The following is a 26,783-nucleotide window of genomic DNA, read 5'->3' on the forward strand; positions in this document are numbered from 1 at the left end:
AGTTTTATTTTAGCAAATAAGAGAACTGAAACCTAATGCAATCAGAAAGACGCTTAAAAATCAGCGTCCTTACTAGAAACGATAAAAAAAGCGCAACTTATGTGACGCTTTTCTTACTCTATGTTCACAAAGTTTTGCAAACTTCTCTGTATGTGAAATCTCTGAGCCGCTCATGGTTTAACATAAGCAAAACCCAAATGCTGTTTTTGGACAAGTTCTACGATACCAGCTGGGACAACTGTGCAACCTTCTTGCAGCATTTCTGGTGTATAAGCGCACGCATTTAGAGAATTTTGGCACACAGCAACTTTTACACCTGTTTTTAAAACTTTCGAAAGGTTTACGGATGAGTCCTGAAGAACTTTGTCGACCGCTTCTCCATTCACTAAAATTTCAATATTCCCTGCTTCCTTGTGCTCTGCCAGCCAGATTTGAAAGTTTTCTACATTAGACAGAAGGGCTTGCCATTTTTGGTTCTCATTGATATGCAAAACGACTTGTAACATTTTTATTTCTCCTATTAGATATATTTTGCAGTAAGTGAGGCTACACACTCTTGTAATCCTGCTGGTGGTCCTGCATAAATCACCTCGCCACCTGCTGAACCGCCTTCTGGCCCCACGTCAATAATCCAATCCGCCTGACGAATAATGTCCAACTGATGCTCGATCACAACCAAGGTATTGCCTTGCTCAACAAAATGATTCATAATCTTCATCAGACGACTGATATCAGACAGATGCAAGCCTGTTGAGGGTTCATCAAGGATAAACAGATTTCCTTTTTGATAAAACTCATTGGCTAATTTCAAGCGTTGGCGTTCACCACCAGATAAAGTGCTGGTGGACTGTCCCAGAGTCAGATAACCAAGTCCTACTTCGTTCATGGCTTTTACTTTTTTCTTGATGGCTGGAATACTCTTGAAAAAGTCTAGAGCTTCTTCAATCGTTAATTCCAGTACTTCCGTGATATCTTTCTCTTGATATTTAAAGGCAAGAGCCTCTGCCTTATAACGTTTGCCTTGGCAAAGTTCACAGGTTTGTTTTACTGTTTCCATGAAGGCTAAACTAGACTCAATAGAACCACGACCTTCACAAGCAGGGCAAGCCCCTTCTGAGTTGTAGCTGAAAAGACTGGGCTTCACATCATTTGCTTTAGCAAAAGCTTTTCTAATCGCATCCATAATCCCGATAAAAGTCGCTGGGTTGGAACGGCTATTGGCAGCCAAGCTGGCTTGCGTCACCATGACAGCTTCAGGGTATGCTGCTCTAAGTGAATGCTCCACCAGGGTTGACTTCCCTGAACCTGCTACACCTGTCAAAACGGTAAGCAGACCTTGAGGAATATCAAGTCCTTGCTTTTTAAGATTGTTGGCGCTGGAAACTTTCCCTTGATAAAAGTGAGTCGCTTGTCGAGGTGTCGCATTAATCGGTGTCATCTGAGCAAGATGTTGCCCTGTCAAACAGTCGGACTGAAGCAGTTGCGCATAGCTGCCTTCAAACATAATCTCACCGCCATGAACGCCAGCTGCCGGACCGACTTCTACCACCCAATCCGCAATCTTAATCACATCTGGATCATGCTCGATGATTAGGACAGTATTGCCTTTATCTCGTAGCTTCGTAAAGATGGCATTAATCCGCGCTACATCTCTCGGATGTAGACCGACAGAAGGTTCATCAAAAATATAGAGCATGTCCGATAAAGCGTTATTGAGATGTTTTACTAACTTGACACGCTGGGACTCCCCTCCCGACAAAGTGGACGTTTCACGGTCAAGACTAAGATAGCCCAGCCCAAGCTCGATAAGATGATCAATCTGTTGTTTGAGATGTCCTGTTCCCTCAAGTTGAGCCAGAACATCGCTTAAATCTGTGAGTTCCATACTCATCAAGTCCGCAAAACCATAGCCAGACCAACGTACCGCTAGAGATTCTTGATTTAGCCTTTTGCCTTGACAGGTCGGGCAAAGGGCTTCATGCGTGTAAGTTGCCAGTGTCTTTTGCGCAGCTGCGGATAAATCTCCTTCTTTCTGCAAAAAGCCACGGTTAAACTTATCAACTACACCCTCATAGGTAAGATTGTATTCTCCCATCTTAATCTTGCCGACTTCTTTGCCGTGGTAAAGGCGTTCTAACTCTTCTTCTGTGAAGTCTTTTAATAACTTTTCACCATCAAAAAGACCATTTTCCACATACATTTTGACAATTTTTTGATAGGGTTTAAAGAGTACTGCTCCATCATTGAGGGAGCGTTCCATATCGACAAAAAGCTCCATTTTAAGCTCTAGTTTTTTACCAATACCTTGACAGTCTGGACACATTCCTGCTGGTAGATTGAAAGAAAAATGATCAACACCAAGTTTAGGCTGCCCACCGCCTGCAAAAAGCTGACGAATAACCGGCGCAATGTCTGTAATGGTCGCAAGAGTGGACCGTGCATTGCCACCCAGAGTTTTTTGGTCAATCACGATAGAGGCTGGAAGATTTTCAATCCGCTCAACATCGGGCCGTTCATATTTAGGCAAAAACTGCCGAACAAAGGCTGGCAAGGTTTCGTTTAAGAGGCGCTGTGACTCATCGGCAAGCGTATCAAAAACAAGGCTTGATTTTCCTGAGCCAGAGACACCAGTAAAGACGGTGATCTTCTTCTTTGGAATCTCAAGCGATACATTTTTTAAATTATTGACATTATCTGCAATCACACGAATCGTCTCAGGCATGGTTTTCTCCCTATTTTTTATTTTTAAACATTTTTATTCGTTGCTCATCCAGTATAGCAATTCTCAGGGTATCTGCAAAACAATATCAGAAAATCAGCATTAGACCTCTGGACTAAAAATCAGCTCTGCCACAAATAAATCGCCTGTAACTTGAACTTTAAATTGCCCTTGCATGAGTTCGACCAGATTTTTCGAAATATAAAGTCCTAACCCGTGTCCCTCCTGTGTACGTGCACGTTCTCCACGGATAAACTGTTCGGTTAGCTCTGAACTTTCTATATCTATAGGAGCCTTGGAAGTATTCTTGAGCTGAATCTCAACTTGTCCTTCTTTTTCTCTTAATTCTAGAAAAACACGTGTTTTTTCCAGACTGTACTTCAAGCTGTTGCTCAAGAGATTTTCAAGTACACGATAAAAATGTTGGCTGTCAATGTTTAAAAAACAGGGATAATCTGGCAAACGCAGAACAAGGGTTAATTCTTTCTCGAGAAAATCTTCTTCAAACTCACCTGCGATTTGACCTAGCATTTCGGTCACATCGATAACCTCAAAATTCAGCTGAACATTGCCTGTTCCAATCTTTGAAGCTTCAAGTAAATCGACAATCAAGTGTTTGAGGCGAAGGGATTTCCGGTCCAAAACCTCTGTATATTCCTTAAATTTAGGCTGGTCAATAGGTAGTTTTTTCAGTAAATCCACGTAGTTAATCAAACTGGTCAAGGGTGTTTTCATATCGTGCGACATATTTGTAATCAACTCTGCTTTAAAGCGTTCGGCACGCAGTTTTTCTTGGTTAGTCTTTTCATAGTTTTGATCTTCTTTCAAGATAAAATCCATTAAAAAAGTCATAGCAGCAAACAAAAGAGCCAAAAAAGAGGAGAGCAGTAAATGATTAAAAATCGTGTGATTGTTAGGCATGCGCACAATCAATCCACTGTTGGTCCGCATCACAGGGATAATAAACCAGGTCAAAACAGAGACTAAAAAATAAAGGAAAATCACTGCCAAAGGAAGCCCCATCGCGAATAAAAGAGCTTTTTTCTCAGCCATTCTTCTAATAAACGTCGGCCACAGAAAGTGTAGATTTCTCTCTTTTATGCGCAGAAAAACTTCCCAGAAAACTAGACCCGTAAGGAACATGGTAAGCAAGGAGAGAATGAAGGTCAAGCTTCCTGACTCATAGTTCCTTAGCAAGTTATAAGTCATAAAAATGCTAAAGAAGCTAGTGAAGAGCAGTAAGGACAAGTCAAGCTGTCGTAAAGAGGGAAAGATTGGCTTTGTCCGCTTATCTCTGACGATTGAAAGTACAAAAAGAAAGGCAAAAATAAAGCTCAAAAAGGCTGAAAGCTCCGCATTGAATGTAAGAAAATTACCCCAAAAGGAAGCCATATAATAATTATAAGTTGTGCTTAACCCCCGGAAAAAACTTTGAGCAAAGATAAAGGCAAGGAAAAGAAGAAAAATTTTGGTAAAATTGGCTGTCATTATCTTTTTCATTTTATCGTTACCATTTTATAGCCCAGACCATAGATAACTTTGATGTACTGTGGCTCTTTCGGATTAATCTCAATTTTTTCACGCAGATGGCGAATATGCACAGATACTGTTTTACTAGCTTGAAAGGCTGATTCCTTCCAAACCTTCTCATAGATTTGTTCTGAGCTGAATACCTGGTCTAAGTGCGTTATTAGAAGCTGTAAAATCTTGTACTCTATCGCCGTCAGAGTCAACTCTCGCCCGTCAATCCTCGCTTGCTTCTGAACAGTATCCAGCACTAATCCGCCGTTTTGATACTGACTTTCTGCTTTTTCCTCAGAAAGCGCTCGCCCTTCTAAACCGCCTAAACGTGCATAGCGCCGCAAGGTTGCATCCACGCGCGCCAGTAATTCAATTGGGTTAAAAGGCTTATTGACATAATCATCAGCTCCCATCTTCAGACCTAGAACACGGTCTGTATCCTCTGCTTTAGCTGATAGAAAGATGATAGGAATATTTGAAGTTTCCCGAATCTTCACGGCTGTCGAGATTCCATCTAAAACAGGCATCATCACGTCAAGTAAAATCAAATGGACTTCATGTTGAGCGATAATTTCTATGGCTTCTTTGCCATGACTGGCTTGCAAGACCTGATAATCTTCTTGCTCCAGATATATTTTGAGGGCATTGCGGATATCTTGGTCATCATCACATACTAAAACTGTATACACCATGTGCCTTCCTTTCGGACTTTTCTTAATTTCTATTTTATCATGTTTCCTTTGATGCTCAGTCTAATTTCTGAACTTCCTATTTCCAACTCGTGATAATGTAACCTCCTGTATTATCGCTTGAAATTTCATATTGCGCATCATTTGGTAACTGTAACTGGTTATCATGTGGGCTTTCGTAACGAACTGTGTAGTTCTTTCCCCCTTTATTCAAACGATAACTTCCTACCTTTTTTAGTCTTTCGATATATTCTTCAAGGACAAGCTCGTGCTCTGTCATGTATTGGGCGTGCACTTCTCCCACATAACGGAAGTGCCAAGGTTCGTTTGCAATGCCTGTTATTGCTGTCTTATCTCCAGGATAACGCAGAATAAAACCGTACTTCCAAGCATTTTTGATAAGGTACTGTGATTGAGGTGAGTTTTCAACATCAGCGACATTTTGAATCGCGATATCCGCAGCAAGACCTGTCTCATGTTCACTATGTCCAGCTTCTTGTACATAGGCTTTATCTGCTGTATTAAAATAAAGTTGCTCTTGTTCTTCAGCCGTTCGGTAGCCGCTATTAAGGATGAGCTGTCCCCCTACCGTATTACGCGTATCATTGAGAAGGCTAGAAATAGCAGTTAGAACATCTGTTCTTAAAAAAAGACCGTTATTACTACTGACCAAATCTGGTACAGATCCATTAGAAGCAAAAGCATATTCACTATTCACAAGTTGTAAATTTTTTGTATCAACTATGTCTGACAGAGATATCGTAATCATAGTCGCCTCTTCTTGTAACTCAGCTTCTTGTTGCTCACCTGCTAGAACAGGTAGAACAGTAGTTTGTACTTGACTAAAATATGACCGCAGACCAAAGACAACAGCAATAGCTGATACTAGAACTAAAAGAATTACGTGGTCTTTTCTTTTTCGACTTTTATTTTTACGCATCATAAAACTCCTTTGTATTTAACGCTAACCTTAATTTATCAAAGAAGCTTTAAGTTTTTTCAAGTGAAATCTTAAAATTTATCAAAGAATAGGAAAGGCTATCAAATTTTTTAACAAAAAGAGCTTGGGATGATGGTACAAAAATAATGAAAAAACGCTCAACCACGGCACATAAAAATTCCATGGTCAAGCATTTTTTCTTTTATGGGTTTGAGTAAAATCAGTCTCTCTCGGCTTTTGTTTCACCCCCTTCTATGCCAATATTCTTATATCATTTCATAGCTTTCCTTTTTTTAGCAAAATCCTTAATCATCACTTTACGAACTTCTCGAGGCAAAAATTTACGGATATCCTCTTCATGGTAACCCACCTGAAGATGATTATTATCAATGATTAAGGGTTGACGGAGTAACATCGGGTTATCAACAATGGCTTGTATGAGTTCTTTAATGGTCAGTGAGTAAAAGTCCTCCTTTAGACTTTGTATTGCTTTCCCTCTACGCGTAATCACGTCGTCCGATCCTTCCTCCGTTAAAGAAAAAATAGCAAGCACTTCTTCTTTTGTCAGTTCATCTTTTGTTAAATCTATTTCCTTGTACTCAAGTTGATGCTCTTTAAGCCATCTTCTTACCTTTTGTGATGATGAGTTGGCTGCCGCCGTATATAGCTTAATCATAGATTTCCTCCTCTTTTCATTATTATTAATTATTAGGAGCTTTTTAGTAAAAATTTTAAAGCAGTACTTTTAATGTACTATTTTTTTCTTATTCCTGAGTTAACCATTCCTTAAACTAAATTTAAACATTTTAACTGTCTTCTTTAATAAGCTACTGTCTCAACTCTAGAGAAAACGGCTATACAATCAGTCTATCACTACAATTCAGACACTCTTTCTCAAAAAAATTTTGACTTACTCTTCACTAAACATGACACATCTACTTAAAATCTAGGGACGAAATAAACAGAATATCAAGCCAAAATTGGCATGTTTTTCAAATATTTACTCAGTGATTCTTCTCAAACAATAAAACAGCTCCGAATTTCGGGGCTGTTTATCTACAATCATATAAAATATCTTTACAAGCTTATTTTATTGGTCAACCAAAAGACGAACTTTCTTCCCTTCAACAGGTACAAAGTAAACTACTGTACGGATGGCTTGGATAATACGGCCTTGACGGCCAATAATACGCCCAATGTCTCCTTCAGCCACTTCTAAATGATACTCCATAAATTCTTCGCCCTCGATAATTTCCAGCGAAACTGCATCTGGATCAGTAACCAAAGGTTTTACAATCGTCATCACAAGTTCTTTCACATCTTTTTGCATTTCTTACCTCTACTCTGACTAAAATAGTCCAAATTATTGTGAAATTGACAAAAAACGGCCTCTGCCGCTTTTATAATTATTTGCTGAATTTTTGTTCGTGGAATTTTTTCATAATACCAGCTTTTGAAAGGATGTTACGAACAGTATCAGAGGGTTGTGCACCATTGTTAAGCCATTCCATAACGCGCTCTTCTTTCAAAGTTACTTGGTTTTCAGCTACAAGTGGGTTGTAAGTTCCAACTGTTTCGATGAAACGACCATCACGTGGTGAACGTGAATCAGCAACATTGATACGGTAGTAAGGTTTTTTCTTTGAACCCATGCGAGTTAAACGAATTTTTACAGACATGTTATATTTCCTATTTCTATTTTTTATTACTTAACCATTATAGCATAAAATTTTATCCTGTCAAGAAAAAAACTTGACAGCACTTTTATTTTTTATTCTGACGGATCTCCAGCAAAAGTTTTTCAGCTATTGCTTGATTCATTACTTTTTCTTGACGGAGTTTTTCACTCAAAATAGTGATTTCTTCGTCTTTGGCGCCAACTGTCATTGCTAAGGCACGGACTTGTAAACTCATATGTCCTTGCTGTATTCCCTCAGAAACTAGAGCACGCAAAGCAGCCAAGTTTTGCGCTAAGCCAACTGCAGCAATGACTTGTGCTAATTCTTTTGCCTCTGTAATTTCCAAAAGTTCTAACGCAGCTTGAGCTTTGGGTAAAACTTTTACTGCGCCGCCAACTGTTGCCACTGGCAAGGGCAGCTCAAGACTTCCAAATAGTGTGCCATCTTTTGTATGCCATTCCGCCAGACCTTGGTAGCTCCCCTCCTTGCTTGCATAAGCATGAATTCCTGAGGCTACGGCACGTGTGTCATTTCCTGTGGCGAGAACAACTGCATTGATACCATTCATAATTCCTTTATTATGTGTGGCTGCACGGTAAGGATCGATTTTAGAAAAACGTGAAGCTGCCTGAATTTTTTCAGCAACTTCTTGTCCATTATTTCCCTTACTCAGTCGCTCAACGGGAATTTCACAACTGACTTTAACCAAGGACTCTGTAGCATAATTGCTCAAGATACTGAACAAGATTTTTTGCTCTGGAAACCATGTGCGAAAAAGGTTAGCAACACCTTCCAAAATAGCATTCACAATGTTTGCTCCCATTGCATCTTTCACATCCACTTTAAAATCAACGGATACGAAACCTTCAGCTTCGAAAGCTCTGCTGCTCACATGTCGCAAACCGCCGCCACGTTTAAGAATGGAAGGATAAGCTTCTTTTGCAGCTCGAAAAATCCCCGCTTGATTTTCTTCAATAGTCTGCATTAATTGTTCCGCCTGCTCGACATCATAAAAAACAATCTGCCCCCGCATTAGCCGCTCTGCAAGCACCGTTTGAAAATTACCAGCTATTTTTGCACCATTACTCGCAGCTGCAATCACGGAAGGTTCTTCGGTAACCATTGGGATGAGGTATTTTTTGTCATTAATGATAAAGTTTTGCGCCAAGCCCATGGGGAGCTGAAATTCACTGATTTGGTTTTCGATGAGATTGTCTGCTAAAGCCACATCAAGCACTGTTTCTTCTAAACTTTGTCGCGTTTCTGACTTTAAGTTAAGAAAATCCAGACGCTCTGCTGGACTCATTTGGTAAAATTTTTTCTTCATATTCATTGACTAAACTAAATTAGGATTTTCCAAGAGAACAGCTAAACCAAGACCACCACCGATACAAAGACTAGCAATACCATAGCGCTTATTTTCGCGTTGAAGCGCATAAGCTAAAGTAGTCAGGATACGTGCGCCTGATGAACCAACAGCATGCCCTAAAGCAATGGCACCGCCATAAATATTCACTTTTTCTTCTGGAATATTGAGTTCCTGATTTACAGCAACACTAGAAGCAGCAAAAGCTTCATTGATTTCGAACAAATCAATGTCTTCAATATCCAGATTTGTACGTTCAAGCAACTGACGAATAGCCTTAATCGGTGAAACTCCCATAATTTCAGGATCAATCCCAACTTCTTCACTGGCCAATAATTTTGCCAAAACTGGAAGCTCTTTAGTTTCGGCATAATCATTGCTTGCCAGAATCAGAGCAGAAGCCCCATCATTGACCGGAGATGAGTTACCTGCAGTTATACTGCCCTTCTCACTGAAAGCGGTACGAAGAGAAGAAAGTTTTTCTAATGACGAGTTTGCACGAATCGTTTCATCTTCTGCTAAATCTGAAAAAGGAACAATTTCTTTTTCAAATGCACCTGCTGTACGTGCAGCTAGGGCTTTTTCTTGCGAACGTTGCGCAAAGCGATCTTGTTCTTCACGACTAATTTCAAACTGCTCAGCAATAGTTTCGCCAATCAAGCCCATAGACTCACCATTAAAGGCATCTATCAGGCCCTCAGACATCATCGTAAGAATTTCTTCCCCAGATTTACGGTGACGGATGATTGGTGACTGAGACATTGATTCCGTCCCCCCAGCAATCACAACATCCGCTTCATCAAGTTGTAAAAGTTGTTTAGCCAGAATCACTGCTTTCATACCAGAACCGCAGACTTCATTAACGGTTGAAGCTGGAACATGGTGAGAAAGACCACTGTTAATTGAAATTTGACGTGCAATATTTTGCCCTGTACCAGCCTGTAGTACATTGCCAAAAATCACTTGTCTGACGTCCTCTTTAATATCCTCATGGCGCTCAAGTAAGTTTTTAACGACATGAACACCGAGTTCTGCAGCTGTCTTGTCTGACAGCGCACCATCATATTTTCCGACAGGCGTACGAAGCGCATCGATAATTACTATTTCTTTCATAAGCCAAGTATAGCACATTTCTCGCCCAAATAGTCAAAAGTTTTTTCCATTTTTTAATCTTTTATGTTAAAATTGGAGCCTAAGCACACAAATTTATCAAGCTTATAAACTGGAGGATAGATATGAATATTGGTATTGACAAGCTTGCCTTTTTTGTTCCTGGAACTTATGTAGATATGACTGATTTAGCACATGCGCGTGATACTGCCCCTGCTAAATTTCATATCGGTATTGGACAAGATCAAATGGCCGTCAATCCGATCAGCCAAGATCTCATCACTTTTGCGACCAACGCAGCTGCTGAAATTTTGACTGAAGAAGACAAGCAAGCAATTGACATGGTCATTGTGGGGACAGAGTCTTCCGTTGATGAGTCAAAAGCCTCTGCTGTTGTTGTTCATGGTTTACTTGACGTTCAACCTTTTGCGCGTTCTATTGAACTTAAAGAAGCTTGTTATGCCACAACTGCTGGCTTGCAAATGGCTAAAGACCATGTTTATCGCCATCCAGAGCGTAAAGTTCTCGTTATTGCGACAGATATTGCCAAATATGGCTTAAATACAGGTGGGGAACCCACACAAGGCGCTGGTGCTGTGGCGATGCTAATCACAGCTAATCCTAATATCTTAGCACTCAATGATGATTCAGTCAGTTTGACACAAGATATTTATGATTTCTGGCGTCCTTTTGGTGATATTTATCCAACTGTTGATGGTCAGTTTTCAAATGCCACTTACATTGATGCTTTTGCTAAAGTTTGGCAAGAGTATGCACGTCGAACTGGCCTTGGTTTCTCTGATTTTGCTGCCTTGGCCTTCCATACACCTTATACCAAGATGGGAAAAAAAGCACTTCTTCCTCAACTTGAAAAGGAAAGTTCTGAAGTGCAAGAACACCTTCTTGCACAATATGAAAAAGGAATCATCTACAATCGACGTGTAGGAAATCTTTATACAGGTTCTCTTTACCTCAGTCTGATTTCTCTACTGGAAAATGCTGAAAACCTAAAAGCAGGTGATAAAATCGGTCTTTTCAGCTATGGATCTGGGACAGTAGCCGAATTCTTCTCTGGGCAATTAGTCGAAGGCTTTGAGCACCATCTCCGTAAGTCAGAACACCAAGCTCTCTTGGATAATCGCAGAAAACTTTCAATTCCAGAATATGAAGAAATGTTCTCAGAAAGTCTGGACATCCATGTAGACCAAACCTTCTCTGATCCTACGCCTTACAGCCTTGCCGAATTAAAAAATTCAACACGACTTTATCGCAAATAAAAATAAAACATTGGTCCTAACCAATGTTTTTTGTTTGTTTAAAAAATTGTTGGAACAAGTCCGCCATCCATTCGAAGGGCTTCGCCCGAAAAAGCACCTGCAAGAGGGCTTGCCACATAAGCAACAAAATTGCCAATTTCTTCGGGACGAATCAAACGTTGAATGGTCGAGGTTGGACGATTGTTCAACATGAAGGCGCGGCTTCTTTCTTCGACGGAATCCAGCTCTGGATAAAGTGATGCCAATAGACTTTCGACACCTTCCGTTAATGTCGACCCTGGCATTACCGTATTAACCGTTACTGTAGTACCTACTGTTTCACGACTTAAAGATTTTGCCAAAGACAGGTTCATCGTTTTGGTCATAGAATAATGCGGCATTTCTGGGCTTGGCATAATCGCTGCTTCTGATGCAATGAAAATGATGCGACCATCCAAATTTTTAGCAAGCATTTTAGGAAGATAAAATTTTGCCAAGGCAATACCAGAGATAGAGTTGATCTCAAAATACCGGCGCCATTCATCTAGACCTATTTCTTCAAATTTTGCATCATTAAATATAGCCATATTATTGACTAAAATATCAACTTCTGGAAAAGCTTGGAAAAGGGCTTGGCGTTCTTTTTCTACTGATAAATCATAAGCAGCTGAATAAAAAGCGCTTTGCGGGTATTTCTTACTTAAGTCTTCAATTACTTTTTCAACAACATCCTGTGATCTTCCATTGATAATAACATTAGTGCCTTCAGCTGCAAGACTCTCTGCAATCGCACGACCAATCCCTTTGGTTGAACCGGTCACTAAAGCCAACTTATTTGATAATTTTAAATCCATAAATTCATCTTCTTTCTTCTCAGTATATTGTTTATTATAAAACACGAAAATATTTTTGTACAGTACCTACTTTGAAGTTCCATGAGCACTAAAAGGTATCCAAAAATTGGAGCAGAAGGACTGATTCATTCTTTTTAATCGTTGAAAACACCCGTTTTAAAGTCAAAAGTCTCTCTAGCTCATCATTCTCATATAAGGTCATCACCCTCTATAGATTGGCTTTAAGTTCTAAAAGCAAAAAACAAGCCTTTCACGATGGAGGCTTGTTTTTTTGCCTGATTTCAGACGGTTACTTCTTCTTTCATCGCTTTTTTAGCCGTCGCCATCATTAAGCGAATACGATTAAGCTGGTTGACCGCAGAAACGCCTGGATCATAATCAATAGGGCTAATATTTGCTCCCGGATATTGGCGACGTAACTCTTTCAGCATACCTTTTCCGACGATATGGTTAGGTAGACAGCCAAAAGGTTGGAGACAGACGATATTTTGAACACCGTTTTGTAGGAGTTCAATCATTTCCCCTGTTAAAAACCAGCCTTCACCTGTATGATTTCCCACTGAAACAATACTTTCTGTATTGGCCGCTATTTCATAAATGGACTCAATACCCTCAAATCTCGCAGAAGCTCGCAGAGCCTTATCCATAGGTTTTTCAAGCATATTAATAATAGAGAGCAGTGTTTTTGCCATCAATTTATTTTTCTTAGCAAAACCAATCTCATCCGTTTTCCAGATTTGATTATATAGAGAATAGTTCATAAAGCCAATCAAATCCAGAACAACTGCTTCACCACCTTCTTCCTCGATGATACTCACAATATCATTGTTGGCCGTTTTACTGTATTTAACTAAAATTTCGCCGACAACGCCCACACGGGGTTTTTGAATATCAAGGAGTTCGATGTTGTCAAAGTCCTTAATTATCTGTTTCATGTTCTTGTTGAATTCAAAAATCGAAGCAGATTTAACATTATGTTGCGCTTTTTCTAACCATTTCGCATGAAGTGCATTGACCGAACCTTTTTCAGCTTCATAAGGTCGTGTGCGATAAACCACGCGCTCAAACAAGTCACCATAAAGTACAGCAATCATGAAACGCGTCAAAAGTGGCACAGTAAACTTGAAGCCTTTTTCTGTCCCTTGATTGCCCATAGATAAACTCACCACCGGAACTTGTGGGAAGCCTGCATCGACAAGTGCCTTACGGAGTAAAGGAATATAGTTTGTTGCACGACAACCACCACCTGTTTGGGTCATCATGACGGATGTATTGTTCACATCGTATGCGCCAGATTGGAGAGCTTCTATGAGTTGACCAATTGTTATGATTGCGGGGTAGCATGAGTCATTATTCACAAATTTTAGGCCGTTGTTCACCGAGCTTTTTGTCTCTGGCAAAACAACCACATTATAGCCGGAAGCTGCAAAAGCATTTTCAAGCAAGCCTTCTTGGTGAATCGGCGATAACATTGGCATGAGCAACGTGTGTTTTTTAGCCATTTCTTTTGTAAAGACCGGATGTGTTTCAACAATTTCTTTGATTTGGATATTTTCTTCAACACCGTGTCGACTGCGTTCGGCTACCGCCGCCTTAAGTGAACGTAAACGGATACGTACTGCTCCCATATTTGAGCCTTCATCAATCTTAAGGACTGTATAGAGTTTATTATGGTTGCGCATAATTTCTTCCACCTGATCCGTCGTCACTGCATCTAAACCACAACCAAATGAATTCAATTGTACTAATTCTAGATTTTTATTTTTACACACCACTTGTGCTGCGGCATATAGGCGTGAATGGTAGACCCACTGATTGACAACACGTAGCCCTGCAACTTCTTCGAGATGCGCAATGCTGTCCTCTGTTAAAACATGAAAGCCTTCTTGCGTAATAATGTCAGCAATACCATGATTAATTTCAGGGTCCAAGTGATAAGGACGGCCCGATAGAACAATAGCTTTTTCCTTGTTAAGGTTAATCTGCATGAGCAGCTCTTCAGCCTTATTACGGATGTCTTGCTTGAAGTTCTCCATTTCTTCGAAACCGTGGAAAACAGCGGATTGAACCTCGGACAAGTCTACGCTAAAACCTTGGGCCAGCAAAGCTTTATGAACATTTTTTGCCACACCTTCAGGATCTGCTAAGTTAATAAATGGCTGAAGATATTTGACTTTTCCCTCTCGAATTTCATCAATATTGTTACGAATCACTTCGGGATAAGACTGAACAATCGGACAATTATAATTATTTTCCGCTTGAGCCTGTTCTTTTTGTTCATAAAGCACTGAAGGATAAAAGATAGCCGGAACATCCTTTTGAATCAAAGACATAATGTGTCCATGGGAAAGCTTGGCAGGATAACAAACTGTATCAGAAGGGATTGTTTCAATTCCTTTCTCAAAAAGTTCTTTATCAGACTTAGGGGATAAAACTACTCGGAAACCCAGATCCGTTAACATGGTGTGCCAGAGTGGATAATTTTCATACATGTTTAGGACACGAGGAATCCCTATTTCTCCACGGGTCTGTTTTTTCTTGGTTAAGCTCCGGTATTTGAAAAGTTTCTTGTATTTATAGTCAACAAGATTAACCTTTTTATCACGTTTGTCAACTTTTACTTGCGTTGCTTTTTCTGCACCTCGTTCACAGCGGTTTCCTGTAACAAACTTACTGCCGTCATTAAAGACCGTCAACGTCATTTTACACTGATTTTCGCAAAGCCCACAAACCATAAATTCTTTTTGTGTACTGAAAGCTTCCAGATCGTGCAAGTTCAGTATTCTTGATTTTTGCCCAAACTCTTCATTTTCTAGCGAAATTAAAGCACAGCCATAAGCGCCCATAAGTCCTGCTATAGAAGGACGGACAACTTCACGTTCGGAGATTTTTTCAAACGCACGAAGTACAGCTTCATTATAGAAAGTCCCGCCTTGAACGACAATCTTTGTTCCTAATTCTTCAGGACGTTTGACTTTGATGACTTTATAGAGGGCATTTTTGATTACAGAGTAACTTAAACCAGCAGAGATATCACCTACCGTCGCACCTTCTTTTTGGACTTGTTTCACTTTCGAATTCATAAAGACTGTACAACGTGATCCAAGATTTACTGGGTGTTTTGCTAATAAAGCAATTTCGGCAAATTCACGCACATCGTATTTCAAAGAATGAGCGAAGGTCTCAATGAAAGATCCACATCCGGAAGAACACGCTTCGTTTAAAGATATTGAACTTAAAGCACCATCGGTGATCCGCATGGCTTTCATATCTTGGCCGCCAATATCTAAAATAAAGTCGACACCAGGATTAAAATAATCTGCGGCCTTATAGTGCGCCATCGTCTCAACTTCCCCGTAATCAACACGGAGCGCAGCTTTAATAAGGTGTTCGCCATAGCCGGTCACTGTAGATTTGGCAATATAGACATCTTCCGGCAGTAAACGATAGACTTCTTTCAAGACAGCAATGACCGACTCTAAAGGTTCACCATTATTTGAACCATAGTAGTCAAAAAGAATATGCCCCTCACCATCAATCAGTACAATTTTTGTGGTAGTTGATCCTGCATCAATTCCTAAAAAAGCTGCACCTTGATGCTCAGAAAGCTTTTTATAGCTTGCTTTTGCCTTAGCATGGCGTGCTCGAAAATCTGCTAACTCTTGTTCATTTTCAAAAAGCTGCTCCAACGTATCCTGCGGAATCAAGCTGTCACTAGTGTCATTTTCTAGATGATCAATTAAAGTACGAATCGTACTTGTTCTTTTTTCCTCAGCCAGAGCAGCCCCCATTGCCACAAAAAGTTGAGGATTTTCGGGAAAAATAACATCCTCTTCTGCGATATCCAGTGTTTCAATAAAACGCTTGCGCAATTCGCTCATAAAATAGAGTGGCCCGCCGAGAAAAGCGATTTTCCCCGTAATCTTACGACCCGAAGCTAAACCAGCAATCGTTTGATTCACCACGGCTTGGAAGATTGAAGCGGCTATATCTTCTTTACGCACACCTTCATTGAGAAGGGGCTGAACATCTGTTTTGGCAAAAACACCACAACGGCTAGCAATGGGATATATTTTTTCATAGTCTTTAGCTAATGTATTGACACCCGCGGCATCTACTTTAAGTAAAGCCGCCATCTGGTCAATAAAAGCTCCTGTCCCACCAGCACAAGTTCCATTCATGCGGAGTTCTTGTGTACCTGCGTCAAAGAAAGTCATCTTGGCATCTTCACCACCAAGTTCAATCATGACATCTGTCTCAGGGATGAATTTCTCGATTGTAATTGAGCTTGCGATAACTTCTTGTATAAACGGTACATCAATAACATCCGCAAGCCCCATACCACCAGAACCTGTGATTGCAAGGTTAAGTGAACACTCACCTTGTTCTTCCAACAATTCTTTTAATACTTTTATAGTTGCGGTTTTCACATCTGAAAAATGACGCTCATACCGGCTAAAAATGAGCTGAAAAGCCTCATCAAAGACAACGAGTTTTACTGTTGTAGAACCAACATCAATCCCAGCCTTATAATTTTTCATAATATTTTTTCCTTCTCTATTTGACAGGCTGTTGCTTATCTTATTCATTGTCTATTTTATCACTAATTACTCATTTTTCAATCATCAAGTTACAAGTTAATGTCATTTAAACAACATTTAGATATTACATGTTGCTTATGTCAAAAATGTTTTACAGGGCTTAAAACGGCAAATTTTATCATAAAGGACTATAATAAACAACAGATACTACTATTTTGTTGTTTAAGATACAAGTGAAGGAGGATTGTATTAATTTGGCTAAAACAAATGATTTACGTATCTTAAGAACACGAAAAATGATTACTCAAGCTTTCTTTTCGCTATTAAGAAATAAAAAATTTGAAAAAATTTCTATTCAAGAAATTGCTGATGCTGCAATGATTAATCGCGCAACTTTTTATGCACATTATGCCGACAAGCAGGATCTTTATGACAGTCTAATTGACACTTTTATCATGGATTTTATTAAAATTTTAGATGAGCAAAATCCTGTGGATGGCACTGACGTTTATGTCAATGATATTGAGAAGATGTTGGCCCGCTTCTACGACTTTGTACGTCAAAATCCAGAAGTGGCTCAGATTGTCATTGATAAATCACAGGATCAAACGATTATTAATCGCTTTATTGAAATATTAACCGAACGTTATACCGAGCTTTTCGATAAGCTGGAAATTCGTGAGCATGATGTATTAGTACCTAGTGATTTTGTCATCAGCTATATTACTTCTATCTTAGCTGGGACGCTTAAATGGTGGGTTTCTTCGCCAAGTACTATGAAATCAAGTGATTTTGCGCATCTTATTGTTAAATTGATTTCCAATGGTCATTTGACTGTTTTAGGTGTTAATATAAAGTCATAAAATTTCTTTTAGATTTAGAAAAAGCAGATTTTATCAGTAAAAATCTGCTTTTTCTTCATCAACTTCTTTATAAAATTGCGCAAAAAATAAGGTTGTTTTACGCACCAGAGTAATCTGTCTCTTATTATTTTATGTGTTATTTGCTCAACAAAGCGACTGCCGCCTCATCAGCAATAACAACAACATCTGCATGTTTTTGCAAGATTGATGCTGGCATGGCTTCCGTGATTTCCCCTTCAACCATACCTTTGATTGCTTCTGCTTTTGATTCGCCGTAAGCCATCAAAACGATAGCCTTAGCTGTCATGATTGAAGCAATTCCCATAGATATAGCCTTACGTGGCACATCTTCCTCGTTTTTGAAGAAACGTGCGTTTGCTTTGATTGTACTTTCTTGAAGGTCTACAACATGTGTTGTCTCTCCAAATGATGTCCCCGGTTCGTTGAAACCAATGTGACCATTTTGACCAATACCAAGAATTTGGAAATCGATAGGATGTTCAGCTATGATTTGATCATAAGCTTTCGCTTCTGCTTCCAAATCTGATGCTTTACCATTTGGCAAAAAGTTTTCTTTGAAGGGTTTTTCGTTAAAAAGATGCTTGTTCATGAAGTAATGGTAGGATTGTTCGTCAGCTCCATCAAGTCCAACATACTCATCCAAGTTTACTGAGGTCATATCTGAAAAATCCAGGTCCGATTTAACGATTTGATTATAAAATTCAACCGGTGTTGACCCTGTAGCAAGACCCAAGGTTTTAGCACCATTGTCCATGGCTTCTTTCAGTAAGTCAAAGCCGACTTTTGCACCTTCAAGTTGATTTTTAACAGTGATAACTTTCATGAGAGGGGCTCCTTTTTCAAATTGGTATATACATATTATAGACTTAATTCATTTTCTTGTCAACCATAAAATTATGTTTTTAAATAATTTTTCAAAAGCAAACTTTTCTAAAAGTGGTATAATATGAAGCAGCTGCATATTTCATATCTCCTGAAGATGGGAGGTGAAGTATGTCATGTATCTTCTCCCTCAAATAAGAAAGGCTGTTTTAAAAGCTTTAACTTTTATAAATGACAAGGAAAATATATTTTGAATATTAACGATTTTGACTTTAATTTACCCGAAACACTTATCGCACAAACACCACTTGAAAAACGTTCTGAATCACGTCTTCTAGTACTTGATAAGGAAAGGCATTCTATGGAAGACAAACACTTCTACGATATTGTGGATGAGCTTAATCCCGGAGATGCACTTGTGCTTAATAATACACGTGTTCTCCCCGCACGTCTCCACGGTATCAAGCCTGAAACTCAGGGGCATGTTGAGCTCTTACTGCTCAAAAATACAGAAGGAGATCGCTGGGAAACTTTAGCTAAACCAGCCAAACGTATGCGCATTGGTCAAGAGCTTTCTTTCGGAGATGGTCGTTTGAAAGCAACCGTTGTTGAAGAACTGGAACACGGTGGCCGTATCGTCGAATTTAGTTACGATGGTATCTTTCTTGAGGTACTAGAAAGCTTAGGCGAAATGCCACTTCCGCCATATATTCATGAAAAATTGGAAGATAAAGAACGTTACCAAACTGTCTTTGCAAAAGAAAATGGCTCTGCTGCTGCACCAACTGCTGGCTTGCACTACACTCCTGAGTTATTGGATAAAATTCGTGCAAAAGGTGTTCATGTTGTGGAGCTTACCTTGCATGTAGGTTTGGGAACCTTCCGACCAGTGAGCGTGGACAATATTGAAGAGCATCATATGCATAGTGAGTTTTATCAACTTTCTGAAGAAGCCGCTGCAACACTTCGTGCTGTTAAGGCTTCTGGACATCGTATAATTGCTTGCGGTACAACTTCTATTCGTACTTTAGAAACTATTGGTACAAAATTTAACGGGGAGATTCAGGCTGATTCTGGTTGGACAGATATCTTCATCAAACCCGGGTATCAGTGGAAAGTTGTTGATGCTTTCAACACAAACTTCCACTTGCCAAAATCTACACTCGTCATGCTGGTCGCTGCCTTTGCAGGTCAAGAATTTATCCTAGAGGCCTATCAACATGCAATTGATGAGCATTATCGCTTCTTTAGTTTTGGTGATGCCATGTTTGTAAAATAAATGAGTTTCCTTAATTTAGCACTCACTAAGAATTTTATTTCTATCCTTTCAGATGGGCAAATTACAGAAAATGGACGGGCTATTCGTACGCATTTTAAAAAATTTTATGTGAGTCCCAATGGCTTTTTAGTAGGAATTACAGGTTTCCACAAGATAAGTGAAGAAATTTTGGTGCAGCTCCATTATCAACCACACTTAAAGCCCCTAGAAGCTCAGGAATTCCTTCTCAGTGCCTTGCTTCGCTATAAGGATAAACGCTTCAGTTTAACTAAAAAAGTAGCTTACAATGCTGTGATTGCCTTTTTTAGTGATGGACAGCCACAAGCAAGAACCTATCATATAGAAGAGGGGCGTCTTACGACCCAAGATTACCTCGGTTCAAGTTTGATTTCCTTTCCTCCTGATGATATTGACTTTGACCCTAATAAACTGATCAGCACTTATCTTAAAGAGGGACAATTTCTTCTTCCTAAAATACAGTTACTGCAGCGCAATGCCCTTTACCGGGTAGCAGAAAGTTCCCAAACCGTCAACAAAATTATTTTTCAAGAAATAATAAAAAGTCGAGAAAAATGAGTTTCTCGGCTTTTTAAGTCGCCTTAATCAAGGGTAGAGAACTTTTTTCTTGAAATTGTTAAGATAAATACGATTGTGAACTTTTACACATTACCTACAATTCAACAATATTTAAAAATATGTGATTTTATCACTTCTTTTTCTGTTATAATAAAATTGAAAGCGCTTTTAATTATTATAGGGTTGTTCAACCAGAAAAAATTTTATTTCTGAAAAGAAGGGAAACACATGCGCAAAATTTTAAAGAAAACTATTATTCATTGCCTAGCTTCAGCTGCTTTTCTGTCAGCGATAGCTCCAGCAACAGTAAAAGCTGTTCAAACTGATGAAGTAGATACTTCCACCAATGCAGTAGCTTTACAAAAATTAACCAAGCAGCAACAAGAAATTATGGATGGCATGCGGCAAAAAGAACAAGAATATGCCGCATATGGCGATGCAGCTTCCGTTGTAGCTGATGAAAAAGCTACCGCTCGTTCAGCATATGGGGCTTGAAGTTGGCGTGATGGGGTAATAGCTGTAACAGATGCAGGTTCTAGTCTATTAATAACAAATTCGTGGCATGCAGGGATTGTTGCACCACAAAAAAATATGTGGTTGCCGGAGCAGAAAGTGTTGGTAAAAAAGTTAGGCTGGCAAGTGGAGATTGGGGGGACGAAATTTAGAAATAACAGAGTATGGCAGATGGGAGTCAAAAAAAAACAAGTATCGCACAAGATTACAATGCAGGAAAGTGGGCTGGTCAACAGGTTGGAAAGCCTTATAATTTAAATTTTTGGAATATTAAACAAAAAAAATAGTTTTACTGCTCTCAATTAGTTTGGGCTGCATATTATTACACTGCAAGAGTAAATTTAGATAAGACTGATAATAATATCGGTTCTGCTTGGGCAGTGCACCCAGGCGAATTTGTCTTAAATCCACTTACAGTTTTAATCTATAGGAATAAATAAATGAAGAAAAAAATATTTAATTCTTTACTTCTTTTATCATGTTTAGCCGCAGTGGTTCTGGGAATCAAAATCTTATTTTTCAATAACAAAGAAGCTAACTTTAAAATTGCAAGCAATGCTGATTTCTATATCGTATCCAATAACAATATCAAATCATATAAAGTTGAAAATAATAAACCAAAATTACTTCATACTGACAAATTAGCTATTGCAGAAGATGTAAATGGTTGGTTTTCAAAAGGAGAAATTCAAAATAGATATCTAATTTTTTCAGAAGGGCATTCTAAGAGTGCTAAAAAAAAATGAAAACATCTTATCAATAGACTTTGAAAAGGGCGAATTAATTAAACGTGGTTCAAATAAATATGCCTATACAGGTGCAGGTTACACCACTGATTATTACTATACTTTCCAAGCAACAGGAGACGATGGACTTCTCTACCCTTTTGACAAAAATGGAAAAGAAATTGATTCATATAAGTTTACTTCATCAGCGTTACCCTCTACACAATTTACTGGAAGCAATGGAAAATTGTACATGGTAATCACGCAAGAAAATCGAAAAAGTAAAATATTTGAAAGTTCTTTATATACTTTCAATGATGGAAACAATCTAAAAGTACTTGAAAAACAGAACATAGATGATCATAGTCAGTATCTTTATGCTTTTACTTCTTTAGAAAAAATTAAAGAAAATTTATATTCGCCTGTTACCTCTCGCCGTAACAGGAAAACTTTCGAGGTTACACCTGATAATAGAATCATGAAATTTGATTTGAAGAGCAAGCAAAAAAGTTTTATCACGTTAAAAGAAAATTATCCTAATCTCATTTATAAAAGTAAATCTGAAAACTATTTGATAACTGTGCATGAACCTAATATGCTACAAAAATCAGGATTTTCAGTTATAAATACAAAAAATAACGAAAACTATTTTGTTGCTGTTAGTGATATATTAAATTCTAAAATCTATGAAGAAAGTAATATTTGGACTTTAAATACTACAAAAGATAATAAACTAATTATTTTAGCAGGAAATTCAGTACTCTTTTATGATTTAGATAATAAAACATTACTGTCTGAAACAAAAATTTTTAATGATAATACAGAAACTCCCTTACATGTTTGGACAAAATGATGCCACAATTAGACTATAATATCTGGATTATTTTTGCTCTCTCCTCTTGAACTTTGTCGCTTGGCTTGTGCATTTCTCAATCTTCTCTAGTAAGTTTTCGCCCCAAGTAGTAATTCTCGCTAGCAGGCAGTCACGTAACAAGGATTATATAGAGCTTCTCGTTCGTCGCGCGCAGTATTTCTAAAATCGCTTAAGACACAAAATATGAAACCCTAAGTATAAAAAAGCAGCTGAACTCCTTTCATTCAGCTGCTTATAATTTTATTTCAAATTGTATAGTTTTTTATAAGTGCCTTCCGTTAGGACTAAGCTACTCAAAAATCAAGAACACTTGGTAAATGATAAACAACTTCCCAAGAACTTGGAAAAGCTTTATCAATTGTTATTTCGAAAAATAAGGATTCGTTTTGAAAAGAATGTCGAGAAGCGCGACACTGACTGCTGCCACAATAACCGCTTTGATGATAGCTCCAAGAATAAAAGGAGCAAAGCCGGTGCCAAAAGCTGTTCCCCAAGATACGCCGATAAAGAATTTCAGCCACACAGTACCTAGAACAAGAATCAAAAACTGAGCAAGAAGATTCATCAGTAAAATGGAGAAAAATTTGCGTTCAGTTTTTTGTAAGAAATATGAAAGGAGAGGGGCAACTATTGCAAAGGAGAATAAAAAACCTCCTGTTGGGCCAAATAAAGCGCCAATCCCTGAAGCTCCTCCTGCATAAACAGGTAGACCTACCGCTCCTAACACGAGGTAGATAAGCAATGCAAAAAAGCTCTCACGGGGCTGCAACAAGGTAGCAATGAGCCCAACAGCTAATGTTTGAAGTGTAATAGGTACGATTCCCACAGGAATTGCTAAAGGAGAAAGTACTGCAAGGATTGCCGCTCCCAAGGCGATAAGAGTAATAGAGTAAGTTTTGGAAATCTTCATGAAAAAGTCCTTTTTGTTTTATGAGTAAAATTATATCAGCTTTTACACTTGGTTTCAAGAAACTACACGTTTTTTAGTCCCACAATTTCCAATCTTGCTAGAAGAAGCCCTGTTTAGGATAAAAAAGCTTGCATGGCTATTATGAATGGTCAAAAGCTTTCTTAATTAATAATAGGACCAGAATTTACAATAGCACCTTTGCCGTCTAATTCGATGACATAATCGCTAATTTTTCTTATAAAAGGATCGTGAGTCACTATTATCACTGTTTTTCCTTTTGTTACTTCATTACTTAGTAACTTTAACATTATGTTTCGATTTTCTATATCCAAAGAACCTGTTGGTTCATCTGCTAAGATCAGCTCGCTCTTTTTTAGTAAGGGTCTAGCTAAGGCAACCCTTTGCTTTTCACCACCAGATAAACGAAATACTTTTGTTTTTAACGGGTGAGCTATGTTAACTTGATTTAAAACCTCTCTTATTTTTTCCCTTTTCTTTTTAGAAGGCAGTTTAGTATAAAATAAGGCTGTTTTCAAATTTTGCTCGATACTCTCATCTTCAATCAACGCAAAGTTTTGAAATAAATAAGAAATTTTATTCCGACGATATAACAATGACTTCTTACTGTTTACAATGGGAGCGAATTTTCCGAACAAATAATAACTTCCTTTGTCATAGTCATCTATCATGCCGATAATATTCAAAAGTGTGGATTTTCCTGACCCACTGGGACCATAAACTACAACGAATTGGTTTTCTGGAATTTGTAAATTAATTTTATCAAAAAGTATTTTTTCACCATAGCTTTTTTCCATATCTTTTATTTCTATCAGCATGCATTTACTCTCCTTTGAGAATGTTCAATAAATCTTTTTTCTCTGTCCTCTTTAATACCCCTATGACTATAGCAAACTCCATAAATAGATAGAGCATAAGTAGCTCTAGGAGGGTTTGATCTGCTCCGTTCATTTTAGCATTTATAAATCCAATGATATATTGAAGGACAATTAAAGTGACGAGTGGTAGGTAAGTTCTTAACCAAGAACAACCGAGTGAGCGATACACCACTATCTTTTTTCTGTATGTTATGACATAAAAAACTACTGTAGAAATTATCATGCAGGCAAATAATATTACTGAAAATAAATTAATAAAGAAGTAATTTATCGGATTACCTACTGTCAGTAATAAGGTAGTTCTCTTTATATCTTTTGCATTAATGAATGATGGGTACCTAGATAGATGACCATCATCTTCTAAAGCAAGTCTTAATTTTTTATAAATACTTTCTTTCGGTTCTGTTAGGGGAATTAACATCGCATAGGGATTTTCTAAGGAGGGGACAAGATTTTCTCCCGTATCATTCTCTGGTGTATACAGGATAACAATATCAGCTGAAACTTTTTTTATCTTATTGGCATATATAATTACTTTCTGATTCTCTTTAATTTCATAAAATTTTATTGAAGAGGTAAAACCAGGTCGCGCTTTAAATGTATCCACTATCCTATCTTTTATATCGGTTGTTTTCATCAGCTTATCTGCGATTAAAAGAACCATATTTTCTTCTTCACTGGAAATATTTATGGCTTGGTTATGCTTGTCTAAGATAGGATGTTTCTTTAAGTAGTTTATATTAACATCCGATGTTTTAAGACTTTCTAAGCCTATTTGCGAAGACAAATTATTTTCGGAGGCATGAATTCCACCTAACTCTTCTTGCGCGCGTATCAATTTATTATAATAAGTCGGTTCAGCTAGATTTTCTTTGAAACCAATCATTGGTGCATATAAGGCGCCATAATCGGAGTATTCTGTTTTGCTTAAGTCTAGTGACTGGTGAACAAGAGTGAGCAAACCAGAGAGAGTGGAAAGACTTATGGCGAAGATTATTGTTTTTACAAGGTAAAGAAAGATATGACTATATTTAAAGAATGATTTATTATTGACCTGATTAACAATAGACACTCTAGCCACAATCCACACTGCGAATAAAGTTATGATTGTGCTTATCATAAAGATTAATAGACTAACTTTAGTATAATCAAAACTAAGTTTTTTTAAAATAAAAATTGTTGCCACTGCGTATGTTGTGGCAAATACCCAAAACATCTTTTTTATAAAGATAAGATTGGCTATATCAATATTCTCAAAACCACTAAGTTTATAAACGGCTATTTTCTTATTATTTTCAGCCAGCCAAACAAATAAAAATATAAAATAAAAGATCAGCGAAACGGTAATAACAATGCTCAAATTATCATTGGTTAAGATTAGAGGAGGATTTTTAGAAAAGTCAGTGGGATTCTTTTCTAAGGTTTCTGACGTAATCTCAATGCCATATTTTTGACTTAATGCTTGAGATAAATTAGTCACAAACTTACTTTTTCCTGAATCCGCTGGCTTATAAAGAAAGCTTCCTTCATGAAATTCTTCAAAGCTTAAACTGCTGAATTTTTTATAGTTAATAAAAGAAGTTACACCATGGGCTGATAATTTTTTATCTTCATGCTCTAAACCATAGAAAGTAATTCTAGATATATTTGATAAAAAATTGGCCGTTCCCTTGTTATCATGTTCAACCCCGATGTAAGATGTTCTAATACAAAAGAGAGCATCACTTTCTTTTGATACTCTCTCAATAGTATTTACTATATCTTGATAGTTTTCCTTTGAACTTGGAATAGAGCTAACATAAAACTCCTTATAGCCACTCAGATTGTATTCTTTCTTGATTTGGTTGTCTACCCACTCATTTTTAATCATAAAGGCCAATGATAAGCTCATTATTACATATAAAGCCAGAATCATTCCTTTTAAAAGTTTACTCAGCATCTGTATAGTTTACCTCATAAATCTAAATTCGATGGATTACACTTTGCCTCCAGGTGCGATTGGTCCACCATTGTAGGCGCCGTTCCATGCGCCTTTTACCCAAGTAACAGAAGTTTTTTTAGGTGTTACCCAAGAACTTCCTCCTCATTATAAGCATTCCCGACTCTAGCCCAGCCCGTATGTGAAAATGAGTAGTTCGTGTACTTGGTCGTTGCAGTTCTATTCCCCCAGGTCGTGTTGGGATAAATAGATGAAGTGACCCAATAAACTCCAAATTTGGTATGGATAGCTGCAAATGCTATTGTTTGAACGAGAAACAAACTGAGAATTAAAGCTGCGAATAAGGTTCTTTTTTTATTTCTTGCTTTTAGGTCTTCTCTGGTAATCATTATAATGCTCTTCGTTAAATTATATAACCATCCTCATAGTAACACATACGAAATCATAATGCAAACGCTAACAAAAAAAATGAAATCGATGAAACTCTCGACTGTCAAGCACCAAATAAAACGGACAGTAAAAAAACAAATTAATGTTCAATGAGGTATGCCATCCGATATTCCATGGGTGTCATGCCTTTTAATTTGACTTGAGGGCGGTCATAATTGTACCAGAAAATGAAATCCTCAATTTGTTGTCTTAAAGACTGCTCGTCTTCAGGAACAAAAAGTTCAAGGGATTCGCTTTTGA

Annotated in this window: 25 protein-coding genes; 7 read left to right on the forward strand and 18 right to left on the reverse strand. The window is 38.0% G+C overall.

The features are described 5' to 3' along the window. Positions 1-170 precede the first annotated feature (170 nt). From NFR51_RS03940 to NFR51_RS03985, 10 genes are all read right to left on the reverse strand, one after another. The gene (locus NFR51_RS03940) at positions 171-506 is read right to left on the reverse strand and encodes a DsrE family protein (RefSeq protein ID WP_251712442.1); all 336 of its coding nucleotides are present in this window, start codon (positions 504-506) and stop codon (positions 171-173) included. A gap of 14 nt (positions 507-520) precedes the next feature. Next, complete coding sequence (locus NFR51_RS03945) at positions 521-2,722, reverse strand: ATP-binding cassette domain-containing protein (RefSeq protein WP_251712443.1); 2,202 nt, start codon at positions 2,720-2,722, stop codon at positions 521-523. Positions 2,723-2,821: 99 nt separating this feature from the next. After that, positions 2,822-3,772, reverse strand: a complete 951-nt coding sequence (locus NFR51_RS03950; RefSeq protein WP_251712444.1) for a sensor histidine kinase — start codon at positions 3,770-3,772, stop codon at positions 2,822-2,824. Between the two features lie 443 nt (positions 3,773-4,215). Further along, the gene (locus NFR51_RS03955) at positions 4,216-4,932 is read right to left on the reverse strand and encodes a response regulator transcription factor (RefSeq protein WP_251712445.1); all 717 of its coding nucleotides are present in this window, start codon (positions 4,930-4,932) and stop codon (positions 4,216-4,218) included. Positions 4,933-5,008: 76 nt separating this feature from the next. Continuing rightward, positions 5,009-5,872: a M15 family metallopeptidase gene (locus NFR51_RS03960; protein WP_251712446.1), complete on the reverse strand. Its 864-nt coding sequence runs from the start codon at positions 5,870-5,872 to the stop codon at positions 5,009-5,011. Between the two features lie 268 nt (positions 5,873-6,140). Continuing rightward, positions 6,141-6,545: a Spx/MgsR family RNA polymerase-binding regulatory protein gene (locus NFR51_RS03965; protein WP_251421013.1), complete on the reverse strand. Its 405-nt coding sequence runs from the start codon at positions 6,543-6,545 to the stop codon at positions 6,141-6,143. Positions 6,546-6,959: 414 nt separating this feature from the next. Continuing rightward, complete coding sequence (locus tag NFR51_RS03970) at positions 6,960-7,199, reverse strand: KH domain-containing protein (protein WP_251712447.1); 240 nt, start codon at positions 7,197-7,199, stop codon at positions 6,960-6,962. A 76-nt stretch (positions 7,200-7,275) separates the two neighbouring features. Beyond that, complete coding sequence (gene rpsP, locus NFR51_RS03975; RefSeq protein ID WP_096368116.1) at positions 7,276-7,548, reverse strand: 30S ribosomal protein S16; 273 nt, start codon at positions 7,546-7,548, stop codon at positions 7,276-7,278. A gap of 85 nt (positions 7,549-7,633) precedes the next feature. Next, positions 7,634-8,875 carry a hydroxymethylglutaryl-CoA reductase, degradative gene (locus tag NFR51_RS03980; protein ID WP_251712448.1) on the reverse strand — a complete coding sequence of 414 codons (1,242 nt, stop codon included), beginning with the start codon at positions 8,873-8,875 and terminating at the stop codon, positions 7,634-7,636. 9 nt (positions 8,876-8,884) lie between these two features. Then, positions 8,885-10,027, reverse strand: a complete 1,143-nt coding sequence (locus NFR51_RS03985; protein ID WP_251712449.1) for a thiolase family protein — start codon at positions 10,025-10,027, stop codon at positions 8,885-8,887. Positions 10,028-10,149: 122 nt separating this feature from the next. On the opposite strand from NFR51_RS03985, the gene NFR51_RS03990 reads away from it, so the two are divergent. After that, positions 10,150-11,301 (forward strand): hydroxymethylglutaryl-CoA synthase, encoded by a 1,152-nt coding sequence (locus NFR51_RS03990; protein WP_251712450.1) that lies wholly within the window; start codon positions 10,150-10,152, stop codon positions 11,299-11,301. A gap of 38 nt (positions 11,302-11,339) precedes the next feature. Here NFR51_RS03990 and NFR51_RS03995 read toward each other — a convergent pair whose 3' ends face one another. Both NFR51_RS03995 and NFR51_RS04000 read right to left on the reverse strand, forming a co-directional pair. Beyond that, a complete protein-coding gene (locus tag NFR51_RS03995; RefSeq protein WP_251712451.1) occupies positions 11,340-12,134 on the reverse strand; it encodes an SDR family NAD(P)-dependent oxidoreductase in 795 nt (264 codons plus the stop codon). Between the two features lie 281 nt (positions 12,135-12,415). Beyond that, a complete protein-coding gene (locus NFR51_RS04000; RefSeq protein WP_251712452.1) occupies positions 12,416-16,675 on the reverse strand; it encodes a 2-hydroxyacyl-CoA dehydratase in 4,260 nt (1,419 codons plus the stop codon). 254 nt (positions 16,676-16,929) lie between these two features. On the opposite strand from NFR51_RS04000, the gene NFR51_RS04005 reads away from it, so the two are divergent. Next, positions 16,930-17,538, forward strand: a complete 609-nt coding sequence (locus tag NFR51_RS04005; RefSeq protein WP_251712453.1) for a TetR/AcrR family transcriptional regulator — start codon at positions 16,930-16,932, stop codon at positions 17,536-17,538. Between the two features lie 136 nt (positions 17,539-17,674). On the opposite strand, the gene nagB is transcribed toward NFR51_RS04005, so the two are convergent. Continuing rightward, the gene (nagB, locus tag NFR51_RS04010) at positions 17,675-18,382 is read right to left on the reverse strand and encodes a glucosamine-6-phosphate deaminase (RefSeq protein ID WP_251712454.1); all 708 of its coding nucleotides are present in this window, start codon (positions 18,380-18,382) and stop codon (positions 17,675-17,677) included. Positions 18,383-18,631: 249 nt separating this feature from the next. Here nagB and queA point away from each other — a divergent pair, with 249 nt between their 5' ends. The 5 genes from queA (at position 18,632) to NFR51_RS04035 (ending at position 22,327) form a co-directional block, all read left to right on the forward strand. Next, positions 18,632-19,660 (forward strand): tRNA preQ1(34) S-adenosylmethionine ribosyltransferase-isomerase QueA, encoded by a 1,029-nt coding sequence (gene queA / locus NFR51_RS04015; RefSeq protein WP_251712455.1) that lies wholly within the window; start codon positions 18,632-18,634, stop codon positions 19,658-19,660. Next, the gene (locus NFR51_RS04020) at positions 19,661-20,236 is read left to right on the forward strand and encodes a hypothetical protein (protein WP_251712456.1); all 576 of its coding nucleotides are present in this window, start codon (positions 19,661-19,663) and stop codon (positions 20,234-20,236) included. It begins immediately after the preceding gene. A gap of 228 nt (positions 20,237-20,464) precedes the next feature. After that, positions 20,465-20,731, forward strand: coding sequence for a hypothetical protein (locus NFR51_RS04025; protein WP_251712457.1), 267 nt, complete (start codon positions 20,465-20,467; stop codon positions 20,729-20,731). A gap of 458 nt (positions 20,732-21,189) precedes the next feature. Then, positions 21,190-21,495 (forward strand): hypothetical protein, encoded by a 306-nt coding sequence (locus NFR51_RS04030; RefSeq protein WP_251712458.1) that lies wholly within the window; start codon positions 21,190-21,192, stop codon positions 21,493-21,495. Then, a complete protein-coding gene (locus NFR51_RS04035) occupies positions 21,479-22,327 on the forward strand; it encodes a hypothetical protein (protein ID WP_251712459.1) in 849 nt (282 codons plus the stop codon). The genes NFR51_RS04030 and NFR51_RS04035 overlap by 17 nt, the downstream gene beginning before the upstream one ends. Before the next feature lie 382 nt (positions 22,328-22,709). Here NFR51_RS04035 and NFR51_RS04040 read toward each other — a convergent pair whose 3' ends face one another. The 5 genes from NFR51_RS04040 to NFR51_RS10830 all read right to left on the reverse strand — a co-directional run. Next, a complete protein-coding gene (locus NFR51_RS04040; protein ID WP_251712460.1) occupies positions 22,710-23,258 on the reverse strand; it encodes a biotin transporter BioY in 549 nt (182 codons plus the stop codon). Positions 23,259-23,419: 161 nt separating this feature from the next. Then, positions 23,420-24,091 (reverse strand): putative bacteriocin export ABC transporter, encoded by a 672-nt coding sequence (locus tag NFR51_RS04045; protein WP_251712464.1) that lies wholly within the window; start codon positions 24,089-24,091, stop codon positions 23,420-23,422. Positions 24,092-24,098: 7 nt separating this feature from the next. Beyond that, complete coding sequence (locus NFR51_RS04050; RefSeq protein ID WP_251712461.1) at positions 24,099-26,093, reverse strand: DUF1430 domain-containing protein; 1,995 nt, start codon at positions 26,091-26,093, stop codon at positions 24,099-24,101. A gap of 125 nt (positions 26,094-26,218) precedes the next feature. Beyond that, a complete protein-coding gene (locus NFR51_RS04055) occupies positions 26,219-26,482 on the reverse strand; it encodes a hypothetical protein (protein WP_251712462.1) in 264 nt (87 codons plus the stop codon). A gap of 140 nt (positions 26,483-26,622) precedes the next feature. Then, the coding region (locus NFR51_RS10830) for an IS3 family transposase (RefSeq protein WP_369127877.1) at positions 26,623-26,783 on the reverse strand (161 nt) is incomplete at its 5' end.

Origin of the sequence: Lactococcus ileimucosae (genome assembly GCF_943193185.1) — a bacterium.
Classification (GTDB): Bacteria; Bacillota; Bacilli; order Lactobacillales; family Streptococcaceae; genus Lactococcus; species Lactococcus ileimucosae.

Coding starts and splice junctions, on each gene's coding strand:
- NFR51_RS03970 (WP_251712447.1), bottom strand. CDS start 7,199: ATGCAAAAAGATGTGAAAGAACTTGTGATGACGATTGTAAAACCTTTG.
- NFR51_RS04040 (WP_251712460.1), bottom strand. CDS start 23,258: ATGAAGATTTCCAAAACTTACTCTATTACTCTTATCGCCTTGGGAGCG.
- NFR51_RS03965 (WP_251421013.1), bottom strand. CDS start 6,545: ATGATTAAGCTATATACGGCGGCAGCCAACTCATCATCACAAAAGGTA.
- NFR51_RS04050 (WP_251712461.1), bottom strand. CDS start 26,093: ATGCTGAGTAAACTTTTAAAAGGAATGATTCTGGCTTTATATGTAATA.
- NFR51_RS03955 (WP_251712445.1), bottom strand. CDS start 4,932: ATGGTGTATACAGTTTTAGTATGTGATGATGACCAAGATATCCGCAAT.
- NFR51_RS03980 (WP_251712448.1), bottom strand. CDS start 8,875: ATGAAGAAAAAATTTTACCAAATGAGTCCAGCAGAGCGTCTGGATTTT.
- rpsP (WP_096368116.1), bottom strand. CDS start 7,548: ATGTCTGTAAAAATTCGTTTAACTCGCATGGGTTCAAAGAAAAAACCT.
- NFR51_RS03995 (WP_251712451.1), bottom strand. CDS start 12,134: ATGGATTTAAAATTATCAAATAAGTTGGCTTTAGTGACCGGTTCAACC.
- NFR51_RS04020 (WP_251712456.1), top strand. CDS start 19,661: ATGAGTTTCCTTAATTTAGCACTCACTAAGAATTTTATTTCTATCCTT.
- NFR51_RS03945 (WP_251712443.1), bottom strand. CDS start 2,722: ATGCCTGAGACGATTCGTGTGATTGCAGATAATGTCAATAATTTAAAA.
- NFR51_RS03985 (WP_251712449.1), bottom strand. CDS start 10,027: ATGAAAGAAATAGTAATTATCGATGCGCTTCGTACGCCTGTCGGAAAA.
- NFR51_RS03990 (WP_251712450.1), top strand. CDS start 10,150: ATGAATATTGGTATTGACAAGCTTGCCTTTTTTGTTCCTGGAACTTAT.
- NFR51_RS04025 (WP_251712457.1), top strand. CDS start 20,465: ATGCGCAAAATTTTAAAGAAAACTATTATTCATTGCCTAGCTTCAGCT.
- NFR51_RS04055 (WP_251712462.1), bottom strand. CDS start 26,482: ATGATTACCAGAGAAGACCTAAAAGCAAGAAATAAAAAAAGAACCTTA.
- nagB (WP_251712454.1), bottom strand. CDS start 18,382: ATGAAAGTTATCACTGTTAAAAATCAACTTGAAGGTGCAAAAGTCGGC.
- NFR51_RS04000 (WP_251712452.1), bottom strand. CDS start 16,675: ATGAAAAATTATAAGGCTGGGATTGATGTTGGTTCTACAACAGTAAAA.
- NFR51_RS03950 (WP_251712444.1), bottom strand. CDS start 3,772: ATGGCTGAGAAAAAAGCTCTTTTATTCGCGATGGGGCTTCCTTTGGCA.
- NFR51_RS03940 (WP_251712442.1), bottom strand. CDS start 506: ATGTTACAAGTCGTTTTGCATATCAATGAGAACCAAAAATGGCAAGCC.
- NFR51_RS03960 (WP_251712446.1), bottom strand. CDS start 5,872: ATGATGCGTAAAAATAAAAGTCGAAAAAGAAAAGACCACGTAATTCTT.
- NFR51_RS04030 (WP_251712458.1), top strand. CDS start 21,190: ATGAAGAAAAAAATATTTAATTCTTTACTTCTTTTATCATGTTTAGCC.